Annotated in this window: 17 protein-coding genes and 1 riboswitch; of the genes, 12 read left to right on the forward strand and 5 right to left on the reverse strand. The window is 66.7% G+C overall.

The annotated features are described in order from the left end of the window. Positions 1-58: 58 nt before the first annotated feature. Both ACTOWJ_RS19345 and ACTOWJ_RS19350 read right to left on the reverse strand, forming a co-directional pair. The gene (locus tag ACTOWJ_RS19345; protein WP_441336250.1) at positions 59-1,441 is read right to left on the reverse strand and encodes a DUF3999 domain-containing protein; all 1,383 of its coding nucleotides are present in this window, start codon (positions 1,439-1,441) and stop codon (positions 59-61) included. Continuing rightward, positions 1,438-4,188 carry a DUF2339 domain-containing protein gene (locus ACTOWJ_RS19350; RefSeq protein ID WP_441336251.1) on the reverse strand — a complete coding sequence of 917 codons (2,751 nt, stop codon included), beginning with the start codon at positions 4,186-4,188 and terminating at the stop codon, positions 1,438-1,440. The genes ACTOWJ_RS19345 and ACTOWJ_RS19350 overlap by 4 nt, the downstream gene beginning before the upstream one ends. Positions 4,189-4,311: 123 nt before the next feature. Then, a riboswitch (cobalamin riboswitch) is annotated at positions 4,312-4,605 on the forward strand. Positions 4,606-5,019: 414 nt separating this feature from the next. Here ACTOWJ_RS19350 and ACTOWJ_RS19355 point away from each other — a divergent pair. The 3 genes from ACTOWJ_RS19355 to ACTOWJ_RS19365 all read left to right on the forward strand — a co-directional run bounded on the left by ACTOWJ_RS19355 (position 5,020) and on the right by ACTOWJ_RS19365 (position 9,041). Beyond that, a complete protein-coding gene (locus tag ACTOWJ_RS19355) occupies positions 5,020-7,371 on the forward strand; it encodes a ribonucleoside-diphosphate reductase subunit alpha (protein WP_441336337.1) in 2,352 nt (783 codons plus the stop codon). A 158-nt stretch (positions 7,372-7,529) separates the two neighbouring features. Further along, a complete protein-coding gene (locus ACTOWJ_RS19360; RefSeq protein WP_441336252.1) occupies positions 7,530-8,549 on the forward strand; it encodes a ribonucleotide-diphosphate reductase subunit beta in 1,020 nt (339 codons plus the stop codon). A gap of 120 nt (positions 8,550-8,669) precedes the next feature. After that, positions 8,670-9,041, forward strand: coding sequence for an acyl-CoA thioesterase (locus tag ACTOWJ_RS19365; RefSeq protein ID WP_441336253.1), 372 nt, complete (start codon positions 8,670-8,672; stop codon positions 9,039-9,041). 214 nt (positions 9,042-9,255) lie between these two features. Here ACTOWJ_RS19365 and ACTOWJ_RS19370 read toward each other — a convergent pair whose 3' ends face one another. Further along, on the reverse strand, positions 9,256-9,888 hold the full coding sequence (locus tag ACTOWJ_RS19370) for a hypothetical protein (protein ID WP_441336254.1): 633 nt from the start codon (positions 9,886-9,888) through the stop codon (positions 9,256-9,258). Between the two features lie 122 nt (positions 9,889-10,010). Between ACTOWJ_RS19370 and ACTOWJ_RS19375 the strand changes: the two genes are divergently transcribed. Then, positions 10,011-11,057: an aldo/keto reductase gene (locus ACTOWJ_RS19375; protein WP_441336255.1), complete on the forward strand. Its 1,047-nt coding sequence runs from the start codon at positions 10,011-10,013 to the stop codon at positions 11,055-11,057. Positions 11,058-11,111: 54 nt separating this feature from the next. On the opposite strand, the gene ACTOWJ_RS19380 is transcribed toward ACTOWJ_RS19375, so the two are convergent. Further along, the gene (locus tag ACTOWJ_RS19380) at positions 11,112-13,232 is read right to left on the reverse strand and encodes a TonB-dependent receptor (RefSeq protein WP_441336256.1); all 2,121 of its coding nucleotides are present in this window, start codon (positions 13,230-13,232) and stop codon (positions 11,112-11,114) included. Positions 13,233-13,450: 218 nt separating this feature from the next. Then, on the reverse strand, positions 13,451-14,626 hold the full coding sequence (locus ACTOWJ_RS19385; RefSeq protein WP_441336257.1) for a hypothetical protein: 1,176 nt from the start codon (positions 14,624-14,626) through the stop codon (positions 13,451-13,453). Between the two features lie 676 nt (positions 14,627-15,302). Between ACTOWJ_RS19385 and mdcA the strand changes: the two genes are divergently transcribed. The 8 genes from mdcA to ACTOWJ_RS19425 all read left to right on the forward strand — a co-directional run bounded on the left by mdcA (position 15,303) and on the right by ACTOWJ_RS19425 (position 22,834). Then, complete coding sequence (gene mdcA, locus ACTOWJ_RS19390) at positions 15,303-16,946, forward strand: malonate decarboxylase subunit alpha (protein WP_441336258.1); 1,644 nt, start codon at positions 15,303-15,305, stop codon at positions 16,944-16,946. Between the two features lie 9 nt (positions 16,947-16,955). After that, positions 16,956-17,273: a malonate decarboxylase acyl carrier protein gene (gene mdcC, locus ACTOWJ_RS19395; protein ID WP_441336259.1), complete on the forward strand. Its 318-nt coding sequence runs from the start codon at positions 16,956-16,958 to the stop codon at positions 17,271-17,273. Beyond that, complete coding sequence (locus tag ACTOWJ_RS19400; protein WP_441336260.1) at positions 17,270-18,187, forward strand: biotin-independent malonate decarboxylase subunit beta; 918 nt, start codon at positions 17,270-17,272, stop codon at positions 18,185-18,187. The genes mdcC and ACTOWJ_RS19400 overlap by 4 nt, the downstream gene beginning before the upstream one ends. Next, entirely contained in the window at positions 18,178-18,882 is a 705-nt protein-coding gene (gene mdcE, locus ACTOWJ_RS19405) for a biotin-independent malonate decarboxylase subunit gamma (protein WP_441336261.1), read from the forward strand. Before ACTOWJ_RS19400 ends, mdcE begins: the two co-directional genes overlap by 10 nt. Position 18,883: 1 nt before the next feature. Then, complete coding sequence (gene mdcG, locus ACTOWJ_RS19410; RefSeq protein WP_441336262.1) at positions 18,884-19,525, forward strand: malonate decarboxylase holo-[acyl-carrier-protein] synthase; 642 nt, start codon at positions 18,884-18,886, stop codon at positions 19,523-19,525. Further along, positions 19,522-20,448 carry a triphosphoribosyl-dephospho-CoA synthase MdcB gene (mdcB, locus tag ACTOWJ_RS19415; RefSeq protein WP_441336263.1) on the forward strand — a complete coding sequence of 309 codons (927 nt, stop codon included), beginning with the start codon at positions 19,522-19,524 and terminating at the stop codon, positions 20,446-20,448. Before mdcG ends, mdcB begins: the two co-directional genes overlap by 4 nt. Continuing rightward, positions 20,445-21,365: a malonate decarboxylase subunit epsilon gene (gene mdcH, locus ACTOWJ_RS19420; protein WP_441336264.1), complete on the forward strand. Its 921-nt coding sequence runs from the start codon at positions 20,445-20,447 to the stop codon at positions 21,363-21,365. Before mdcB ends, mdcH begins: the two co-directional genes overlap by 4 nt. A gap of 116 nt (positions 21,366-21,481) precedes the next feature. After that, positions 21,482-22,834 (forward strand): SLC13 family permease, encoded by a 1,353-nt coding sequence (locus ACTOWJ_RS19425; protein ID WP_441336265.1) that lies wholly within the window; start codon positions 21,482-21,484, stop codon positions 22,832-22,834. Positions 22,835-22,855 lie beyond the last annotated feature (21 nt).

The raw sequence follows: 22,855 nt of genomic DNA on the forward strand, positions 1-22,855 counted from the left end.
AGCCGAGACTCAGAATCAAAAAACGATGCAGCGATGCTCAACCCGTGAGTTCAAGACCTCAAGGCGCAGCAGGCTTGTTCGAACGCAACAAACTGAAAGCGAACCCCGCCACGATCAACGCCCCCACCACCAACACCGCCCACAGCATCCACGTCGACCAATCGCGCTTGGGCTCGGGCGGAACCAGTGCGCTCGCGCCGGCCAATGCGCCGGGCTTGGCGAGCGTCGCCTCCGCCGGCTGCCAATCCTTGCCGCGGCTCTTGCGCAAGGCCTCGACCAGATGCGCCAACGGCGAATCGCCGCGGGCCGCGCGCGCACTGCCCGCCACCACGGCGTACGGCGGCTGGCCCTGCGCCAGAAACACCACCACTTCGGGCCGATAACCCAAACGCAACACCGGTTCGCCCGGCACCGCGCCGTTGGCGCGCAAACGCCAGCGGCGATCGCGCACGGTGTCCGACAGTTGCCGCGCCGCGGAGCGGTCGCCCTCGCCCTGCCCGGCAACCTGGTACGCCATCCATGGGCCCGCCTGCGCGCGCCAGCCCTGTTCTTCGTTGTCGCGACTTTCCAGGCGCCATTCCAGGGCGTGATTGCCCGGCAAGGCCACATCCGCCTGTTGGATCGGGAAACGCCCGTCCAGCACGTATTCGAACGCGACGCTGCCGTCGCGCTGTTCGACGCGCTGTCCCTTGAGTTCGCGCCACTGCAACGGCGCGCTGGCCGCGCCACCGGCCAATTCGGCGGACACCACGCTGATCTGCGCGGCGGATTTGGGATCCTGCGGAGTCAGGCGCAGATAACGCGCTTGCTCGCCAACTGTGTCGAACACGATCCGCCGCTGCACCAGGCGCTGGCCGCCGCGCTGCAGATCGACCAGACGGCCGCTGCCGGCGACGCTGCGCCAATCGTCCAGATCGTCGCTGGCTTCCACGTTGTACGCCGCATCCAGCGCCGCGCCGGGCTCCCACTCGAGCTCCAACGCGAGGATCGGCGAACGCAGCCGGCTGGCATCGATCAGCAGCGAGGTCTGCGGCAGCTTGGCGGTGTCGGCGGCGGTGCTGCGCGCTTCGACCCGGCGCAGGCGCCCGTCGGTTTCGACCTCGCTGATCAGTTCCCAGCCTTGCGTGGCCGAGCCCGAGGGCGAAGACGGCAAGGCGAACCACGGCAACTTCACCCGCTGCGGCGCGCGCGCCAGCGGTTGCTCAGGCGCGAACACCGAGGCGGGCACGGCCGCGCCGCTGCGATCGATCACGTCCACATCGCGCAACTGCGCGCTTTGCGCCTGCCGGTACACCGCCTCATCCAGCACCACGCGGTACGCGCCGCCGTCGTCGCGGCTGAGCTGCAGCGGCCACTGCTGCGCGTAGTCCTCGCGCGGCCCGGCCAGGGCCGACAACGGCAAGGCGACGGCCGCCACGACCCACATCGGATAACGCTTCATGCCTGAGCCTCCTGCTGATTCTGATCGGCCGGGTCGGGGCGGCTCGGCGGCGCCGGCGCGAAGAATCCGACCAAGGTGCACAACAGCCCGTAAGCGATGAACGAGGCGATACCGAGCAAATTGCCCAGATGGCCGCGATCGACCAACACCAGCTTGGCCAGCACCACCGCCATCAGCACCGCGCCGACCAACCACAGCCCACGCTGTCCGCGGCGCGAGCCGGCGATCCAGCCGGCCACGCCGAGCACGCTCCACGCCACGGTCAGACTGGCCTGCACCAGGCTGGTGGAGAACATCGTCGTATTCCAGTCGACCTGACCCCAGAAGTGCGCGCTGCGCAATACCTCGAAGGTGATCAGCGCGAAACCGGCCGCGGCCAGCGCCGGCACGCGACGCTGGCGCAAAACCGGATGGGCCAACGGCGAGGCCAGCCAGAATCCGAGCAGCAACAAGGTCGCCCATTGCAGCAGCGACATGGGATTGAGCAGCGGTATCCACATCAGCGGATGCGGATTGGCCGGCGTGAACAAGCTCAGCGCCAGCACTCCGACCAGCACCACCATGAAGCTGGTCATCGCCACCGCGCTCCATTGCGCGAAGCGTTGCTGCAGCGGCCGGCCGACGATCGACGGACGCCACAAGGTCAACGCCGCCATCGCCAGCACCGGCAGCAACAGCGCCGCGGTGCTCCAACCCGAACCGAACGCGGCGATGCCATCGTGCTTCGACAGGCGCAGCAGACGGAACAGGGTCACCCCCAGCACCAGCGCCCACGACCACAACCAGGCCAGATGGGCGAGCGCGAGTTCCGGCCCGGCGCGTTCGCGCAGATTGGCCAGGCTGCGCCAGCCCAGGCCGGCGTACAGCGCCCAGGCCACCCAGCCCCAGTGCGCGAACGGGTAGCGATGCGCATCGGCCTGCAGCACCGCCAGCGGCAGCGCGACCGCGAAGCCGACCATCGCGGTCAACGACAGCGCCTTCCAGTCGTGGCGGCGGAACACTTCCGCCGCGGCCCAGCCGGTGAACGCGGCCAGCATCAGCACCGCGTCGGCAGTGTTGCGGTCGGCCACGAAGTCGGCGATCTCGCTGCCGGTCGCCGCCAACCACCAGGCCAATCCCCACAGGTAATAGAACAGGGCCGGACTGCGTTCGTCACTGCGACGATAGCTCCAGGCGCTGGCGAAACCCGCCACCGCGATCAACACCGCGCCGACGAAGTTGGCGTTGAGCACCGCCGTCTGACCCACCCAGACCTCGTCGCTGGCGCCGACGATGAAGGCGAACGCCGCGGCCAGTTGCAGCCCCGCGCCGGTGATCTGCGGTAGCCGCCGTTGTTGACGCAGCCCCAGCCACACCAGCGCCGCGCCTTCCAGCGCGAACACGCACGCGGTGGCTTCCGCGGCCAGCGCCAGCGGCACGGCCAGGGTCGCGAAACCGACCCCGAGCAGCGCGTACGGCGTGGCCAGCTCGATAAAGCGTCGGTCGCGGCGCAACCACCACGCCAGCGCCGCATACAACGCGCCCAGGCCCAGCGCGCAGAACGCCAGCGGCATGCGATCGCCTTCCAGCAGACCGGCCTGCAGCGAGAACGCGATCAACGGCGTGCCGAACACCAGGCAGCCGTCGATGAGATCGCGGCGGCCGGCGGCGCGGCGGCGCGCGTACAACACCGGGATCAACAGATAGAAGGCGAAGAACAGCAACAGGAACGGTTCGGTGGTCGAGAAATGCTCGGGCCGGTACCTGAGCACGCCCCACACGCCGCCGATGCCCCAGGTGAAAGCGAAACCGATCAGGTTGAGCACCCGCCACGGGCGGAACCAGGCGATCGCGAAGATGCCGGCGTTGAGCACGGCGTAGTAGCCGAACAACGCGACATGGTTGCCCGAGCCGGTCGACAGCCAGATCGGCGCGAGGAAGCCGGCCAGGATCGCGAACACCGCCAAGGCCAGCGCGTTCTGCTTCACCGACAGCACGCCGACGCCGGCCACCAACACCACGCTGATCGCGAACGCCGCGCCGGCCGGGATCATGCCGTAGAGCTTGAACGCGGCGAACACCACCAGCAGCAACACGCCGATCGCGCCGCCCTGCAGGCTCAGGGCGAAGATCCGCTTGCGCTCGCGCTGGTGCCAGCCGAACACCAGACCCGCCATCGCCGCCACGGCGATACCGGCCAGGCGGAACTCCATCGGCACCTTCATCCAACCCTGGTCGCTGGCGTACTTCAGCAACGCGGCCACGCCGGCCAGCAGCACCAGCATGCCGACCTTGACCGGGACGTTGCCCTCGGTGAACCAACGCCGCACCCAGCGCGCGCCGACGGTGAAGATATCCGGCGGCGGCGGCGCGGCCGGCACGCGCGGCGGCGACGGCGTGGCCGGACGCGGTGGCGGTGGCGGTTGCGACGGCAAGGGCGGAGGCGTCGCGGCCGCGGCGGCGGGCGTCGCCGGCAGCGGTGGCGGCGACGCGACCGACGGGGGCGTCGCGGCGGCCGGTACCGCGCCGGCCTGCGGCCGCGCGGGAGCCGCCGGAGCCGGCGGCGCTTCGCGCGCGATCCGCTCAGCCAGGGTCTCCTCGGAGCGGTCATGTGCCACGGGGATGGTCGCGGCCACACGCAGTTGGGCCAGGGTGCGTTCCAGCCCGCTCACCCGGGATTTCAATCCGGAGATCTGGACCAGGGCGACGATGAGCAACACCGGCACCAGCAGCAAACCCAGTACCAGCAAGACAATCAGTGCTTCCATCACAGTTCCCCGTTCCTTATGAGCGGCACGTTACACCAAGGCGCGGCGGATGGAGGGCCCGTCTTCACCCGCTATATACATCATTCATTCACCACATATCGCGTTGACGAAATCGAACAACCCCACTATGTTGTGTGCGTCGGTGCCGATTTTGCGATCGGCTGAAAAGGGAAGCCGGTAGGGACGCGCCCGCGAGCATTCGCGGCGGGGTCCGAAGCCGGCGCTGCCCCGCAGCGGTGTGGGAAACGAACGGGTCATGGCACTGGGCGTTAAGCCTGGGAAGCGACCCCGGTAGGAGGAACGAGCAAGCGGGCAAAGAAAAGTGAGATTCGGGTCGCCACTCGTCGCTCACTTCTCTTTGCCCGTTTCTCGCTCCGAGTCCCGAGCCCGAAGACCTGCCGACAGCCGCGCGTCGCACAACCGCGCGGTACCGGCCCAAAGGAGTCTTCGGAGGAAGACGGCCGGTGTCGCAGCACGACGGAGCACCCGTCGCGCCCGTACGTTCCGGCGCCATGCGCGGAGCGGACCGTCCCGGACCTCGCGTCTCGGGCCGTGCGACACCCAGCCAGCACGCTTCCAAGCTCTGCGCCCGCGGGGGCACGGCCGTGCCATCGGTGACACCGCGCGTGCGGTTCGTCGTCGCTGGCGCGTCCGCGTTCTCCGCACCGTGCACCCACGTCCCGGAGTAATGCCATGACCACACTCGCATCCGATCCGTCCGTCGCCCCCGCCACGGACGCCGCCCCCTCTTCCGCCGCCAAGCCGGCCGCAGCCCGTACCGCGCAAGACGCGCCCGGCTTCGCCCTGACTCCGCCCGCGGCCAACCTGACCATGAGCGTGACCAAGCGCAACGGTCGCCGCGAGCCGGTCGATCTGAACAAGATCGTGCGCGCGGTGACCCGCAGCGGCGAGAACTTGTACGCGATCGATCCCATGCGAGTGGCCACCCGCACCATCTCCGGCCTGTACGACGGCGCGACCACGCAGGAACTCGACGAACTGTCGATCCGCACCGCCGCCCTGCTGACCGCGGAAGAACCCGAATACGGCCGCCTCGCCGCGCGCCTGCTCGCCGGGGTGATCGAGAAGGAAGTCGCCGGCATCGAGATCCACGCGTTCTCGCAATCGATCCAGCGCGGCCATGAGCTGGGCCTGATCAACGAGCGCCTGGTGACCTTCGTCCAGGCCAACGCGCGCAAGCTCAACGACGCCATCGACCGCAGCCTCGACGCCAAGTTCGATTACTTCGGCCTGCGCACGCTCTATGACCGCTACCTGCTGCGCCATCCGACCGCGCGCACCGTCATCGAGACCCCGCAGCAGTTCTTCCTGCGCATCGCCTGCGCGCTCAGCGAAGATGTCAGCGACGCGCTGGCGCTGTACCGGCGCATGGCCCAGCTCGACTACATCCCGTCCTCGCCGACTCTCTTCAATGCCGGCACGACGCATGAGCAGCTGTCGAGCTGCTTCCTGCTCGATTCGCCCGACGATTCGCTGGAAGCGATCTACAAGCGCTACATGGACGTGGCCAAGCTCAGCAAGTTCAGCGGCGGCATCGGCCTGAGCTATACGCGCATCCGTTCGCGCGGCTCGCTGATCCGTTCCACCAACGGCCTGAGCAACGGCATCGTGCCGTGGCTGAAGACCCTCGATGCCTCGGTCGCCGCGGTCAACCAGGGCGGCAAGCGCAAGGGCGCGGCCTGCGTGTACCTGGAGCCGTGGCACGCCGACGTCGAAGAATTCCTGGAACTGCGCGACAACACCGGCGACGAAGCGCGCCGCACCCACAACCTCAACCTGGCCAACTGGATTCCCGACGAATTCATGCGCCGGGTCGAGGCCGACGCAGACTGGTCGCTGTTCGATCCGTCCAAGGTGCCGCAGCTCACCGACCTGTGGGGCGAGGCCTTCGATCGCGCCTACCACGCCGCCGAGGCCGCGGGCCTGGCGACCAAGAAGGTCAAGGCGCGCGACATCTACGGCCGGATGATGCGCACCCTGGCGCAGACCGGCAACGGCTGGATGAACTTCAAGGACAAGTCCAACCGCGCCTCCAACCAGACCCTGCGCGAAGGCAACGTCATCCACCTGTCCAACCTGTGCACCGAGATCCTGGAAGTCACCTCGCAGGACGAGACCGCGGTGTGCAACCTGGGCTCGATCAACCTCTCGCATCACGTGGAGATGTTCGAGGATGGCAAGGGTGCGTTCGATTTCGAAAAGCTCGCCGAGACCGTGCGCCTGGCCGTGCGCCAGCTCGACCGCGTGATCGATCTGAATTTCTATCCGATCGAGACCGCGCGCCGCGCCAACCTCAAGTGGCGTCCGGTCGGCCTGGGCTCGATGGGCCTGCAGGACGTGTTCTTCAAGCTGCGCCTGCCGTTCGATTCCGAACCGGCGCGCAAGCTGGCCCAGGACATCGCCGAAGCGATCTACTTCCACGCCCTGTCGGCGTCCAACGAACTGGCGATGGAGCACGGCAAGCATCCGTCCTTCGCCGACACCCGCGCCTCGGTCGGCGAACTGCAGTTCGAAGCCTGGGGCGTGACGCCGTCGCAGCCCGAGCGTTGGGACTCGCTGCGCAAGCGCATCGCCGAACACGGCCTGCGCAATTCGCTGCTGATCGCGATCGCGCCGACCGCGACCATCGCCTCGATCGCCGGTTGCTATGAGTGCATCGAGCCGCAGATTTCCAATCTGTTCAAGCGCGAGACGCTGTCGGGCGACTTCCTCGTCGTCAATAAGTATCTGGTCGAAGAACTCAAGAAGCTCGGCCTGTGGACCGCCGAGATGCGCGACCGGATCAAGATGGCCGAAGGCTCGATCCAGTCGGTGACCGAAGTGCCCGATGCATTGCGCCAGGTCTATCGCACCGCGTGGGAACTGCCGATGCGTTCGCTGATCGACATGGCCGCCGAGCGCGGCGCGTATATCGATCAGAGCCAGTCGCTGAACCTGTTCATCGAAAGCCCGAACATCGGCCAGCTCAGCTCGATGTACATGTACGCGTGGAAGAAGGGTCTGAAGACCACGTATTACCTGCGTTCGCGTCCTGCGACCAAGATCGCCAAGAGCACGGTCAGCGCACCGGTCGCGGCGCCGGCGCCGAAGCCGGAGTACACCACCGACGAAGCCATCGCTTGCTCGCTGGAAAATCCCGAGTCCTGCGAAGCCTGTCAGTAATCCGCTTAAGTCCCTCTCCCGCAAAGCGGGAGAGGGGTTGGGGTGAGGGCACATGCACTGCCCAGCTCGCGCCGTCATCGACCATCGCGCGCCCTCATCCGCCCTCCGGGCACCTTCTCCCGCAAGCGGGAGAAGGGAAAGTCAGTCAAGGAACTCCCATGTCCACCGATTCAACCCGCCTCCTCCTCGATCCCGGTTTCGACCTCACTCTGCGGCCGATGCGCTACCCGCATTTCTACGAGATGTACCGCGACGCGATCCGCAACACCTGGACCGTGGAGGAAGTGGACTTCTCGCAGGACGTCAACGACCTCAAGCACAAGTTCGGCCCGGCCGAGCGGCACCTGGTCGAACGCCTGGTCGCGTTCTTCGCCACCGGCGACAGCATCGTGTCGAACAATCTGGTGCTGAACCTGTACCAGCACATCAACGCGCCCGAAGCGCGCATGTACCTGTCGCGGCAGCTGTACGAGGAAGCGCTGCATGTGCAGTTCTACCTCACCCTGCTCGACACCTACCTGCCCGACCCGAACGAGCGCGCCAAGGCCTTCGACGCGGTCGAGAACATCGCATCGATCCGCGCCAAGGCCGAATTCTGCTTCCGCTGGATCGATTCGATCCAGGGTCTCAAGCGCATCGAAACCCGCGATCAGCGCCGCCAGTTCCTGCTCAACCTGATCTGCTTCGCCGGCTGCATCGAAGGCCTGTTCTTCTTCGCCGCCTTCGCCTACGTGTACTACCTGCGTTCGCGCGGCCTGCTCAACGGCCTGGCCTCGGGCACCAACTGGGTGTTCCGCGACGAGAGCTGCCACATGGCGTTCGCGTTCGAAGTGATCCGCACCGCGCGCGAGGAAGAACCCGACCTGTTCGACGCCGATCTGCGCGCGCAGGTGGTGAAGATGTTCGAGGACGCGGTGGATTGCGAATTCCAATTCGCCCAGGACGTGCTGTCCGGCGGCGTGGTCGGCCTGTCGCTCAAGGACATGCGCCAGTACCTGGAGTACTGCGCCGATCAGCGCATGGCCCAGCTCGGCATGCCCAAGCATTTCGGCTCGACCAACCCGTTCGCGTTCATGGACCTGCAGGACGTGCAGGAAGTGACCAACTTCTTCGAGCGCCGCGTGTCGGCGTATCAAGTCGGCGTGCAGGGCGAAGTGGCGTTCGACGAGGCGTTTTGAGTTTCGCGGTTTCGCTGGCGCTCCCCTCTTCCAATGCTCATCAGAGCCCTGTCCCGCAAGCGGGAGAGGGAACTGTCCACCGCGACCTGAAAAATCGCATCGCCCTATTTCGAGCGTCCCATGACCGAAGCCCGCATGACCGAAATCGTGTTTCCGGATCACACCAATCACCTGGGTACGCTGTTCGGCGGCCAGGCGCTGGCGTGGATGGACAAGGCCGCTTTCATCGCCGCGTCGCGCTACGCGCGCACCGTGGTCGTCACTGCGCGCTCGGAACAGATCGATTTCCACACCGCGGTGCCCAAGGGTTCGCTGGTGGAGTTGGTCGCGCGCGTGGTCGAAACCGGCCGCACCTCGATGCAGGTCGAGGTGGAAATGCACAAGGAAGACCTGCTCTCGGGCGAATCGCAACTGGCCACGCGCGGGCGTTTCACCATGATCGCGCTCGGCGCGGACGGCAAGCCGACGCCGGTACCGTCGCTGCCGCGGTGAGCGGGCCTGACGAGGCCGCGTCAGGCTCGCGCCGCCGATTGAATGTCCGGGTCGGGGCTGAAGCCCCTCCCACAAAAGACTTCGCGCTGTCGAGCACGCCCACGACTTCGGGATCGATCGCGACTGCATCCGAGCGCTCACCGCGGATGCACGAGGTCTTTTGTGGGAGGGGCTTCAGCCCCGACGCTTTTCACGATCGCGGGAGCCCCCTGCCTCACCGAACCGCGCCACCTGCCACCGCATCGCAATCGCTCCCCGCTTGCGCGCACGGCCGCAAAGCCTCGAACGAAACGCCGGCCCAGCTGCGGCGCAGATCGGCTCGTACGCGCCGCTGTTCGGCCAGCACCGAGGCGAACGGTTGGCGGGTTTCGATACGCAACGGCGCGCGCTCGGCGCCGTTGCCGGGTGTCAAAGTGAAACGCAGGGTGATGGTCACCGCACCATCGCGGCCGCGACGCTGGCGTTGCAGCAGATCGCCCGCCTCGCCGACAACGCTCATCGCCTGTCCCCAATGCGCGTTGTAGCGCGTCATGCCCAGACCCAACGCACTCCAGGTCACCATCAGCAACACCACCGCCAACACCGCCATCGGAATGCGCCAAGCGCGTAATCGCGGCCGCGAGGTCGCGGCGTAACCGAGCGCAGCCAGCACGCCGATCACGCCGAAACTGCAGGCCCGCCAGGCCAGGCTCGGCTGCGGTATCGCCGCCTGCTCTCCCGCGAGCGAAGGCAGCCACAGCGCGATCGCGATGACCGCGGTGGTCGCTGCCAGCAACACGGCGATCAGCTTCCACACCGCGCCCTTGGACAGATCGATGCTGTAGCCGGTGGGTCCGTCGGCGGACATGCGCGAGTTCCATGAAGGGTTGCGCAGCGATCTTAGCCCCAACACGCACCAGCACAAGCTGCGGATATCCCTGGCCGAATGCACTGCCTAGACTCGCTGCAACTTCAGCACAGGCGATTGTTATGAAACTCGATCATTACCGCATGCTCGGCCGCTCCGGCCTGCGCGTCAGCCCCGTCTGTCTGGGCACGATGACCTTCGGCAACGATTGGGGCTGGGGCAGCGACGCGGACGAAGCGCGCGCCGTGTTCGACGCCTATGTCGAACAGGGCGGCAGTTACATCGACACTGCCAACTTCTACACCGGCGGCAGCTCGGAAACCCTGATCGGCCAATTCGCGCGCGGCCGCCGCGACTCGCTCGTCGTGGCCACCAAATATTCGCTATGCACCACGCCGGGCGATCCCAATGCCGGCGGCAACCACCGCAAGAATCTGCGTCAGTCGGTCGAAGCGAGCCTGCGCCGGCTCGATACCGATTACATCGACCTGCTTTATCTGCACGCCTGGGACGACACCACCCCGGGCGATGAAGTCATGCGTGGTTTCGACGATCTGATCCGCGCCGGCAAAGTGCTCTACGCCGGCGTGTCCGATATTCCCGCATGGCAGGCCGCGCGATTGCAGACGCTGGCCGAAATGCGCGGTTGGTCGCCGCTGGTGGCATTGCAGATCGAATTCAGCCTGGCCCAGCGCGAAGGCGAACGCGAGCTGCTGCCGATGGCGCGCGAGTTGGGCATGGGCGTGAGCGCCTGGTCGCCGCTGGCTTCGGGCGTGCTCAGCGGCAAGTATTCGCGCGCCGATCTGGACCCGACCACGGCGCAGGGCCGGCGCGCGGTCGCGATCGGCAACGGGGCCTTGACCGAACGCGCGCTGGACATCGCCGATACCGTCAAGGAAGTCGCGACAGAACTGCAACGGCCGGCCGCGCAAGTCGCGCTGGCGTGGCTGTTGCAGCAGCCTTACCAGATCGCGCCGGTGATCGGCGCGCGCACCGTCGCGCAGTTGCACGAAAACCTCGGCGCGCTCGAGGTCGAATTCAGCGATACGCAGCGCCGCCGCTTGGACGAAGCCAGCGCGACCGCACTGGGTTTCCCACACGACTTCCTCGCTCTGCCCGGAATTCAACAAGCGATGTTCGGCGGCGCGCATATCCAGCGCGGCGGGTAAGGCGCCGTCGTTTCGAAGCGGGCGCGACTTCGGGCGCGCCCGCTTCGGCGCCGGTCAGAAGCGGTAATCCATCGTCAGACTCAGCGTGCGCGGCGCGCCGGGCGCGTTGAATCCGTCGACCGAACCGTGCGCAGAGGCGAAATAGCGCTTGTCGAAGGCGTTTTCCAAACGCAGGCGCCAATCCCAGGGCCCGGTCTGATAGCGCACATTGAAATCGAAACGCGTGAACGCCGGCAGTGCGCTCAGATTGGTCGGCGCGGCGTATTGCATCGCCACGTGCTGAGCCAGCGCGCCGACGCTGATGCCTCGGCCCAGATCGTACTCGGCGTAAACCGACGCGCTGTGGCGCGGCGTCAACGGCGAAGTGCGGCCCTGGAACGACACACCGCTGGCGCTGTTGTTGGACTTGGTGATTTCACCGTCGAGATAGGCATAGCCGGCATACAGATCCAGGCGCTGGTCGAGCAGCGACGCCGCGAATCCGACCTCGGCGCCGCGGGTGCGCTGGGTGCCCACGCCGATCTGCTTGCGCGGGTCGACCGGATCGGTGGTCTTGATGTGTTCGCGCTCGGTCTCGAACACCGCCACATCGAAACTGAGCAGACCGTCGGCGCGCGCGAACTTGTAGCCGATTTCGCGATTGCGGGTGGTTTCCGGGCTCAGGTCGACATTGACCGTGCTCAGCGGCAGGCTCTCGGCCGACGGTTGGAACGACTCGCCCCAGCTCGCGTACAGCGATTGCTGCGCGCTCGGCATCCAGATCAGTCCAAGGCGCGGACTGAACTCGCGATCGGTGCGGTCCAGCGCGGGCGCGTTGGCATTGAGCAGATCGCGGGTCTGCTGGCGGTAATCGTCGTAACGCGCGCCGATCACCGCCTTCCATTGCGCAGCCAGCGTGATCTGGTCCTGCACGTACAAGGCGGCATTGCGCAGACGACTGCGCGCGGCGGCCTCGGCGCGCGGGTTGAAGGTCGGACGGTCGAGCACCGGGGCGAGCAGATCGATCGGCGTGGCGATGCCGCCGTAACTGGCCTGATCCTTGCGCTCGTAACTCAGTTCGTTGCCGATCAGCAAACGGTGGCGCTCGCCCTCGTAGACCAGATCGGTCTGGGCGAACCAGGCCTGCTGATCGCGCGTATTGGCGGCGTGGCGGCGGTTGGACATCCAGCGGCCGTTGCGCAGGAACGGGTTGCCGGTAATCAGGGTGTTGCGGCGTTCCAACTCGTAGTCGGTACCGCGCAAGGTCACCCGCAGATCCCATTGCGGCGTCAGCGACTTGCTGTAGGTCGCGTTGAGAATATTGACCCGGGCGATGCTGTAGTCGTCGCGACGCGCGTCGCTGGAGCCGTAGTAGGTATCGATCGGAACCTCGACCGGGCGACCGAACAGACTGGGCATTCCGAAATCGGTGACGCGTTCGTCGCGCTGCGCGCTGGCCTGCAGCAACAACTGGCCGCCGCCGAGTTCGAAGCGATACGACGGCGCGATCAGCCAGCGCTCGATGAAGCCCTGATCGCGGAAGGTGTCGGAATCCTCGACCGCGCCGACCAGGCGTCCGGCGCCGGCGCCGAGCGGACCGGTGAGGTCGAACTCGCCGCGACGGCCGCCTTCGCCATCGGCGTACAGACGCAGCTTGCCCTGCGCGGTGTCCAGCGGCTGCTTGCTGACGCGATTGACCAGGCCGCCGGAGGAACCGCGGCCGAACAACATCGCCGCCGTGCCCTTGAGCACCTCGATGCGTTCGGTGTTGGCCAGATCGCGGTAGTACATGGCGTCGTCGCGCACGCCGTCGAGGTATTGGTCGGCCAAGGCGCTGAAGCCGCGGATGGCGACCTGATCGCGCTGGCCGTCGCCGTTGTTGAGCGCCACGCCGGGCACCAGCGAGAGCATCTCGTTGAGCGAACGCCCGCCTTGCGCGTCGATCAGCGCACGCGGCAGCACGGTCACGGCCTGCGGCACTTCGATCAGGGCGGTGTCGGTCTTGGTCGCGCTGGTGCTGCGCTGCGCGCCGAACTTGGGTCCGGCGACGCCGCGGACCTGGATCTGGTCGAGCTCATGGACCTGATCGTTCGCGTCGGCCGCCTCATCGGCACAGGCGGCGAGCGGAAACAGGCAAAACGGCAACAGGGCCAGCGCGAGACGCGCCGGCACCAGCCGGGAGAGGGAGGCGGACATCGGAAAACTCCTGCAGGGGCTTTTGGCTCGAGCCCCGCAGGCGCTCTGGCTGATACAGGCGGCGATTTTCCGGGTGGGGCGGACTAACCGCAAGTGCGCAGTGGATCACAGTGCAGCGGATTGACTCGGCGCGTGACCCGGCGGCGGTGTGCACCGACTGTCCAGCGCTGGCCGCAGACTGGCCCTTGTCCGCTTGGGCTTGTCCGCTTGGGCGTTACTCACTCGGCCTGTGCTGGAGCGGATGCCTTCTTGGTCGCGGCTTTGCTCTCGCCTTTCGCATCGCCCTTCTCGGCGGTATCGGCGGACGCCGCCGCGGCATCGCTGACCGCCTCTTCTTCCGCCGGCAACAATTCCGGCAGGTCGCGCGCATACAGATCGGCGGGGCTGTCGGACGGACAGGTCTTGTCGGGGAAACCGAACTGTCCCTGCAAAGCATTCGCACATTCGGGCATGGATTCGAAATTCTTGCCGGTGGCCATACACTGCTCGTCGAAGGCGCGGCGGAAGGCATCGCGACGGCGGACGAAGTCCTCGCCGCATTTGCGGGTCAGACGGATGCGGTCGAGATCGTCCTGGGCGGCGTTGGTGCCGTCCAGACCGTATTGCTTGAGCTCGTCCGGGGTGAGGATGCGCAGATCGCGATTGGCGATGGTCATCATCAGGTCCGACACCGCGGTGGCGACGCCATTGCGTTCCAGGTAGTCGCGCACCTGCTGGTTGATCGAGCGCAGTTCGCGGCTGAGTTCGGCGCGCGAGGTCGCGGTGGAGCGGTCGCGCATCAAGCGGTGGATGCCGACCCGGCCTTCGACCGAACGCGTGTCGCCCGCCGCCAGCACCAGCACGCAGGCGCTGTGACAGACCGATTCGTCACGCACCCAGATCGCCCAACCCGCTTCGGCGATCGAGTCGCCGGCGCGGATGGCTTCTTCGACGTGGCCGCCGCTGGAGTCGATATCCAGGATGCGGGTGCGGATTTCCATGCGAGTGGCCATCGCCGCGACCCGCTGCACCAGCGCGGTGAAACCAGCGCCGATCTTGCCCTGGTAGCGCAAACGCACCACTCCGTGCGACTGGCACGGCGACAAGGCATCGACCAGGCTGAAAAAATCCAGCGAGGTCAGCCGCTCGCCTTCGCCGAAGCGCGGGTAGTCGTATTCGCAGCTGATCCGGGCGACGCCGCCGTCGAGTTTGGCCCGCGGCCAGTAGGTGCCCTTGAGGATGTCCTCCTCGCTCGGCGGCCCCGACGCGACCTTGGGCACATCGTTCTGACTGCCCATCGTGACCGCTTCAGCCGATGGCTGCGCCGGCTCGTCCTTTGCGCACGCCGTCAGGACCAGCGCGCACATCAAGGATGCGAGCAGGCCAGCCAATAGCGGGGTCCTTTCGAAAAACATGTGCCACCCACCGGATTCGGGATCGCGCGGGACCGTCCTGGCCCGCGCCGCGCGCGCAGCGCCGACGCCAACGTTAGCCGCAGCCATCGCCAAGCTCAACGGCGGCGTGCGGCGCGGCGTACGGATATCGCGCAGAGCGCCATCTTCGTCGCCGCACGATTAACCCCAGCTGCAGGAAACGGCCGATCTTGCCGTTCGGTATGCACTCAGCCCGAAACCGCAAAACCTGGCTGTGCGCAGCTTGTCCAGGTATCGCCGCTGCTCGTGCAGGGGTTCGTGTCGGCGTCGCACTGGCGCAGGCAGGCCCAGAAGCGCTGGCACAAGCCCAGGGCAGAAGCCCTCCCTAGTACTGGCACGAGCTCAATGAAGGAGCCCCGAGGTCTTTTGTGGGAGGGAGCTTAGCCCCGACGCTCTTCGGTCAGCCAGCGGTGATCCGCAAGAAACGCGTCGGGGCTAAAGCTCCCTCCCACAAAAGACCTCGTACAGGCACCGCGACCGGGGCAACAAGCACGGGCCGCGCCATGATCGTGCAGGCGCCCCCGCCTCGCCGCTGCCGCTGCCGTTTCCGATTCCCGATTCCCGATTCCCGATTCCCGGCCCCAATTGTAATTACGATATAATTATGAAATTATTCCAGGTACAACCCACCCCAGGTCCAAAGCAGGCACCTCGGCTCATGGCAAAAGACTGGAATCGATCCGCCAGTAACCGCAGCCAGCGCCTGCAACGAGCAGTCGGGCTGGTCCATGGAAAACAGGTGGCCGCTTCGGACACCGTCGCCCTGCTGGAAGCGGTCATCGAGCCCGGCGACCGGGTCTGCCTGGAGGGCAATAACCAGAAACAGGCCGACTTCCTCGCCGCCTGCCTGACCCAGGTCGACCCCGCGCGCGTGCACGACCTGCATATGGTCCAGTCGGTGCTGTCGCTGCCCTCGCATCTGGATGTGTTCGAACGCGGCATCGCCCGACGTCTGGACTTCTCCTTCTCCGGCCCGCAAGGCGCGCGTCTGGCCGGATTGGTCGCCGACGGACGCATCGAGATCGGCGCGATCCATACCTATCTGGAACTGTTCGGCCGCTACTTCGTCGACCTGACTCCGCGCGTGGCTCTGATCACCGCGCAAGCCGCCGATCGCCACGGCAATCTCTACACCGGACCGAACACCGAAGACACGCCGGTCATCGTCGAAGCGACCGCGTTCCGCGCCGGCATCGTCATCGCCCAGGTCAACGAAATCCTCGACACGCTGCCGCGCGTGGACATCCCCGGTGACTGGATCGATTTCGTCGTGCCCGCGCCGACGCCTAATTACATCGAACCACTGTTCACCCGCGATCCGGCGCAGATCTCCGAGATCCAGGTGCTGATGGCGATGATGGCGATCAAGGGCATCTACGCCGAGTACGGCGTGAACCGGCTCAACCACGGCATCGGCTTCGACACTGCCGCGATCGAGTTGCTGCTGCCCACCTACGCCGAGTCGTTGGGACTCAAGGGCAAGATCTGCCAACACTGGGCCTTGAATCCGCACCCGACGCTGATCCCGGCGATCGAATCGGGCTTCGTCGAATCGGTGCATTCCTTCGGTTCCGAACTGGGCATGGAGGCTTATCTCGCCGCGCGCCCGGATGTGTTCTTCACCGGCAGCGACGGCTCGATGCGCTCCAACCGCGCGCTGTCGCAGACCGCCGGCCTGTACGCCTGCGACATGTTCATCGGCTCGACCTTGCAGATCGATCTGCAAGGCAACAGCTCCACCGCCACGCGCGATCGCATCGCCGGCTTCGGCGGCGCGCCCAACATGGGTTCGGATGCGCGCGGCCGCCGCCACGCGAGCCCGGCCTGGTTGAAGGCGGGACGCGAAGCCGCGCGGCCGGGCGAGATGCCGCGCGGTCGCAAGCTGGTGGTGCAGATGGTCGAGACCTTCCGCGAGCACATGGCGCCCGCGTTCGTCGACAAACTCGATGCCTGGGAACTGGCCGAACGCGCGTCGATGCCGTTGCCGCCGGTGATGATCTACGGCGACGACGTCAGTCACGTGCTTACCGAAGAAGGCATCGCCAACCTGTTGCTGTGCCGCACGCCGGAAGAACGCGAGCAAGCCATCCGTGGCGTCGCCGGCTACACCGCGGTCGGTCTGGCGCGCGATAAACGCCTGGTCGAGAACCTGCGCGATCGCGGCGTGATCCGGCGCCCGGACGATCTCGGTATCCGCACCCGCGACGCCACTCGCGATCTGCTCGCCGCGCGCACGGTCAAGGATCTGGTGCGCTGGTCCGGCGGCCTTTACGACCCACCCAAACGATTCCGCAACTGGTAGGGGACACGCATGGAAACCCTTCGTTATCGCTTCGAGGGTCTGCAAGACCTGCACAGCGCGCTCGATCACGCACTGGTTGGAGTAGTCGCTTCGGGAAACCTGGAAATATTGGTCGAACGATTGTCGCTGGATGGCGCAATGGAAATCGAAATCGTAACCGCCGCGCGCGGCTTCGGCGCGATCTGGGAAGCCGTGCTGAGCGACTTCGCCGCGCATCACCCGCTGCGCGACGTGCGTATTTCGATCAACGATGTCGGCGCGACGCCGGCGGTGGTCGGCTTGCGTCTGGCTCAGGCGCTGGAAGTGCTGCGCGAGGCGCGCGCATGAACGCGCTCGTCGCTGCGCAGAGCGGCCGCAGTTTCTACGAAGCCGATGCCCGCGAACGTCTGCATGGCCTGCTCGACGCGGATTCGCTGCGCGAATTCGTCGGTCCTCGCCGGCGGATGAGCAGCCCGCATCTGGCCCAGCTCGATCAGCCCGGCGCGTTCGACGACGGGATCGTAGTCGGTGAAGGCCGCTTGCGCGGTCGCACGGTACTGGTCGCCGCGCAACAAGGCGCGTTCTTGGGCGGCGGCGTCGGCGAGGTGCATGGCGCCAAGCTCACGGGATTACTGGAACGCGCTGCGTCGACCAAACCCGATGCGGTGTTGTTGCTGCTCGACACCGGCGGTGTGCGCTTGCATGAGGCCAATGCCGGGCTGATCGCGATTTCCGAAATCATGCGCGCCACCTTGGCCGCACGCGCGGCCGGCGTGCATGTGCTGGCGCTGATCGGCAGCGGCAACGGCGCGTTCGGCGGCATGGGCATCGTCGCGCGCTGCTGCGATGCGGTGATCATGTCCGAGGAAGGGCGGCTGTCGCTGTCGGGACCGGAAGTGATCGAGACTGTGCGAGGGGTGGAAGAGTTCGACTCGCGCGATCGCGCGCTGGTGTGGCGCGTGACCGGCGGCAAGCATCGCTATCTGCTCGGCGAAGCGCGCCGTCTGGTCGCCGATCGTATCGATGCCTTCGCCGACGCGGCTTGCGCGTTGATCGACGCCCACACAGAAAACCACGATCCGCTGGCCGCGCTCGAACACGAGCACGCCGCGCTGGCCGCACGCATCAGCGACTACGGCGATTGCCGCGACGGCCTGGATATCTGGAGGCTCATGGGTTTGCGCGATCCCGAGCGTCTGCCGCTGCTCGAAGCCGATGCCTTCATCCAAGCCGTCGCCGAACGGAGTGCACCGTGTACCTGACGTCTCTGCTCGATAGTCTGTTTCCGCTCGGTCACCGCATCGATCGAAAAGACGACGTGCTGACCGGCGACGCGCGCACCGCAGTCGGTGAGGTCACCGTGATCGGCACCACGAATCAGCTCGAAGTCGGCGTCGATCACGCCCTGACCCTGGCCACCGCGGTGCTGGCCTCCACCCGCGCGCATCCGCAACGCCCCATCGTGATGCTCGCCGACACCGCCGGCCAACGCTTGGCGCGACGCGACGAATTGCTCGGCATCAACGGTTATTTCGCTCATCTGGCCAAGACCCTCGACCTCGCCCGCCGGCGCGGCGCGCGGCTCATCACGCTGGTCTACGGCGAATCGGTCAGCGGCGGATTTCTGTCGTTCGGGCTGATGGCCGATCATATCCACGCACTGCCCGAAGCGCAGGTGCGGGTGATGGACCTGCGCGCGATGGCGCGGGTCACTAAGCAACCCTTGGAAAAGTTGCAGGCGCTCAGCACGACCTCGCCGGTGTTCGCGCCGGGCGTCGAGAATTATTTGCGAATGGGCGCGGTGGAATCGCTGTGGAAGGGCGATCTGGCCGCGGCCCTGCTCGCTTCGCTGGCGTCACACAGCGAAGGCGATGCGCGGCGAGAATTGGGCGCTGCGCGGGGCGGACGCACGCTGGCGCGTGATGTGTCCGCAGCCGTGGCCGCAGGCGAAAGCTGACATGGCGCGCCGCCACGACCTGGTCTGGCTGCGGCCGCAGGCGCAGTGGCAGGCGCTGACGCCGGGAGCGCAGTCGCGATTGGGAGAATGGTTCGCTGCGGGTCTTCCAGCGGTGGTCGCGCGTCGCGATGGCAATGAGCCCACCGGAGCGCTGCGACTGGGAGTGCCCTTGCCGCCCGCCGAACATAAACAACGCTTGGCGCTATATGCGGATGCGGCCGACATCGCGCGTTTGCGCGCGCCGCTTAGCCTGAGCGAAGTGCTGCCGCACGCGCCGCAGCGTACGCACCGGGCACTGCGTGCGCTGGAGATGCACGCATCCGATATCGATATCGAGCCCGGCGTGTTCGGCAGTTTCGCGTGGCAAGCGCTGACCAACCGAAGCTACATAAATGAAACCTCGGACCTGGATCTACTGTGGTCGATCACCCATACCGCACAAGCCGAAGCGATCGTCACGAGGCTGCCGGCTTGGGAGCAATACCACGGCCTACGCGCCGACGGCGAACTGCATCTGCCCGGCGGCATCGCGGTGAACTGGCGCGAGTACGCGAGCGACGCGAAGCAGGTGCTGGTCAAACATGAAACCGGCTGTGCGCTGCAAGCGCGCGAATCCTTGTTCGCGCGGAGCGCGGCCGCATGATGTCGCAGGTCGCCCGCGCCACCGACGCTGCGCGCACGGATGAGGCGAGCGCCGATTCGACGAGCGCCGATTCGACAAGCCCGGATTCGACGCGCGCCGCCTCGCCGCTCGCCCATCGCCTTGGCCGCGCAGCAGTCGCTAGCCTGCACGCCGAACTCGCCTGTGCACCCAAACCCGGCTTGGTAACGCCGTTCGATTCGGGCAGCCACGACGATATGGACGCGGCCACCTTCATGCGCAGCCTGTTCGCGCTGCGCGGTTACTTCGTGGCGATCGCCGAAGCGGGCACGCGCGAAGTCGGGTTCGATCATCTGCGTCAGCTCGGCATCGCCGCCGAGGCCGACATGCTGCGCGCCACGCACGGCATCAACACCCACCGTGGCGCGATCTTCAGCCTCGGCCTGCTGGCCGCGCAGGCTGCGCGTCTGCACCGTCGCCACGGCCGCGCGGCTTCAGCTGAAGCGGTATGCCTGGGCGTACGCGAATGGACCGACGACTTGCTCCATGCGCCGCTCGATCACGCCAGCCACGGCCAGCGCGCACGCGCGCGCTTTCGGGTCGCCGGAGTGCGCGAGCAGGCCGCCGACGGTTATCCGGTGTTGCGCCAGATCGCCCTGCCCGCCTTGCGCGATGCCCTGGCCCGCGGCTTGCCGCGCGAAACCGCATTGGCGCAGACCTTGATCCAACTGATCGCGCAGATCGACGATCTCAACCTGTTGCATCGCGGCGGTCTCGCCGGACTGCGCCGCGCGCAGCGTCTGGCGCGCGGCTTTCTCGCCGACGGTGGCGCGACGCAACCGCAGTGGCGGCGCGAGTTGAGCCGCATCAGCGAGGCTTTCGTCGCCGACCGCCTGAGTCCTGGCGGCAGCGCCGATCTGTTGGCCTGCGCCTGGTTCCTGCATGTCCAGGAGGGGATCGCATGAGTCTGGCGATCCTGTGCTCGGGCCAAGGCGGGCAGCATCCTGCGATGTTCGACCGCGTGCGCGACGACAGTGCGGCCGCCATCGTGCTCGCCACGGCCACGCAGGTGCTCGGCAATGACCCGGCACAACTGGCCACTCAACCGCGACGCTACGACAACACTATCGCGCAACCCTTGGTCTGCGCCGCGGCGCTCGCACATTGGCAAGCGCTTCGTGCGGACCTGCCGACCCCGGCCGTGGTGCTGGGATACAGCGTCGGCGAATTGGCTGCGCATGCGGTGGCGGAGAGCTTCGACGCAACAACCTGTTTGTCGCTGGCCGCCGAACGCGCACGGCTGATGGACCGCGTCAGTCCCGAACGCTCGGGACTGTTGGCGGTGACCGGCCTGAACTTGCAAGCGATCGAAGCCTTGTGCAAAAGCCACGGCGTGGCGATCGCGATCGTCAACGGCGAAGACCACGTCGTGCTCGGTGGAATGCTCGCGGGACTGCACACGGCCGACGCCGACGCCCAAGCACGAGGCGCGCGCACACGGCTACTCCCGGTATCGGTGCCCGCACATACGCCGTGGCTGGTCGCCGCCGCGTGGGATTTTGGCGAAACCCTACGCGCCGCGGCTGTGTGCGCGCCGCGTCTGCCTGTGCTGGCCGCTATCGACGCCAGGTCGGCGACTACGCGCGATCGCGTCATCGACACGCTGAGCGCGCAGATCGCGCAACCGCTGCTCTGGCACGACGCCCTGATTCAAGCGTGGGAACGCGGTGCACGCGTATTTCTGGAATTGGGACCGGGCAACGCCCTGGCGCGAATGATCGGACCGGAATTCGAAGGCTGCCAAGCGCGGTCGGTCGAGGATTTCAAGACTTTGGACGGCGTGCGCGAGTGGGTCGCAACTGCCTGCGCACGAGCGCAATGAGCGGGCGCGCGCAGGGGAACGCGCGCCGGGTGGGCAATACGCACTAACCGCTTGAGCTTCAACCCAGAATGGCGGGCGGCCATTCGTGTAAGCGAATCAAGTGTCTGGGAGGGCGCATGACCGCAGAAATCGCAACGATCATCGGCTTGGTGCTGATGTTCATCGTCGCCACCGCGTTGCCGATCAACATGGGCGCGCTGGCCTTCGCCCTGGCCTTCATCATCGGCGGCGTGTGGGTGGGCATGGACGGCAAGGCCGTGCTCGCCGGCTTTCCCGGCGATCTGTTCCTGACCCTGGTCGGCATCACCTATCTGTTCGCCATCGCGCAGAAGAACGGCACGATCGATTTGCTCGTGCATTGGGCGGTCAGGGCCGTGCGCGGCCATCTCGGCGCGATTCCCTGGGTGATGTTCGTGATCACCGCCGTGCTGACCGCGTTCGGCGCGCTCGGTCCGGCGGCGGTCGCGATCATCGGTCCGGTGGCGCTGCGCTTCGCCAAGCACTATCGGATCAATCCGCTGATGATGGGCTTGCTGGTGATCCATGGCGCACAGGCCGGCGGCTTCTCGCCGATCAGCGTGTACGGCGGCATCACCAATAAAGTCGTGGAAAAGGCCGGGTTGCAGGTCACCGAGACAGCGGTGTTCCTGACCAGCCTGGGCTTCAACCTGATGATGGCGATCGTGTGTTTCCTCGCTTTCGGCGGCATCGCGTTGTTGCGTCGTCACGAACAGCCGCAGGACGGCGGCGATTTCCTGCAGGCCGGCGATCAGGCCTCGCACCGTTCCATTGCCATCGAAGGTCATGGCGCGCTGATGTCGGCCGGCGGCGGCAGCTTGTCCACCGATCCGGTGGCGCTGGAAGCGGTGACCTTGAATCGCGACCGGCTGATAACGCTGTTCGGCCTGCTCGGCCTGGGCGTGGCCGCGCTGATGTTCAAACTCAATGTCGGTCTGGTTTCGATCACGGTCGCGGTGCTGCTGGCGCTGATTTCGCCGAACGCGCAGAAAGGCGCGGTCGACGGCATCAGCTGGTCGACGGTGTTGCTGATCAGCGGCGTGGTGACCTATGTCGCGGTACTCGAGAAAGCCGGCGCGGTGAACTACATCGGCGACAGCGTGAGCCATATCGGCGTGCCGCTGCTCGGCGCCTTGCTGGTGTGTTACGTCGGCGGCATCGTCTCCGCGTTCGCGTCTTCGGCCGCGGTGCTGGGCGCGACCATTCCGCTGGCGGTGCCGTTCCTGATGCAGGGCCATCTGGGCGCTGCCGGAGTGATCTGCGCGCTGGCCGTGTCCTCCACCATTGTCGATGTCAGCCCGTTCTCGACCAACGGCGCGCTGGTGGTCGCCTCGGCCGCCAAGGACGAACGCGAAAGCCTGTTCCGTCGCTTCCTGATCTACAGCGGTCTGGTGGTGGCGTTCGGCCCCTTGCTGGCCTGGCTGGTGTTCGTGGTGCCGGGTTGGATGTGAGTACGCTCGCAGGCAACACGC

Source organism: Lysobacter sp. CA199 (genome assembly GCF_052078715.1).
Taxonomy (GTDB): Bacteria; Pseudomonadota; Gammaproteobacteria; order Xanthomonadales; family Xanthomonadaceae; genus Lysobacter.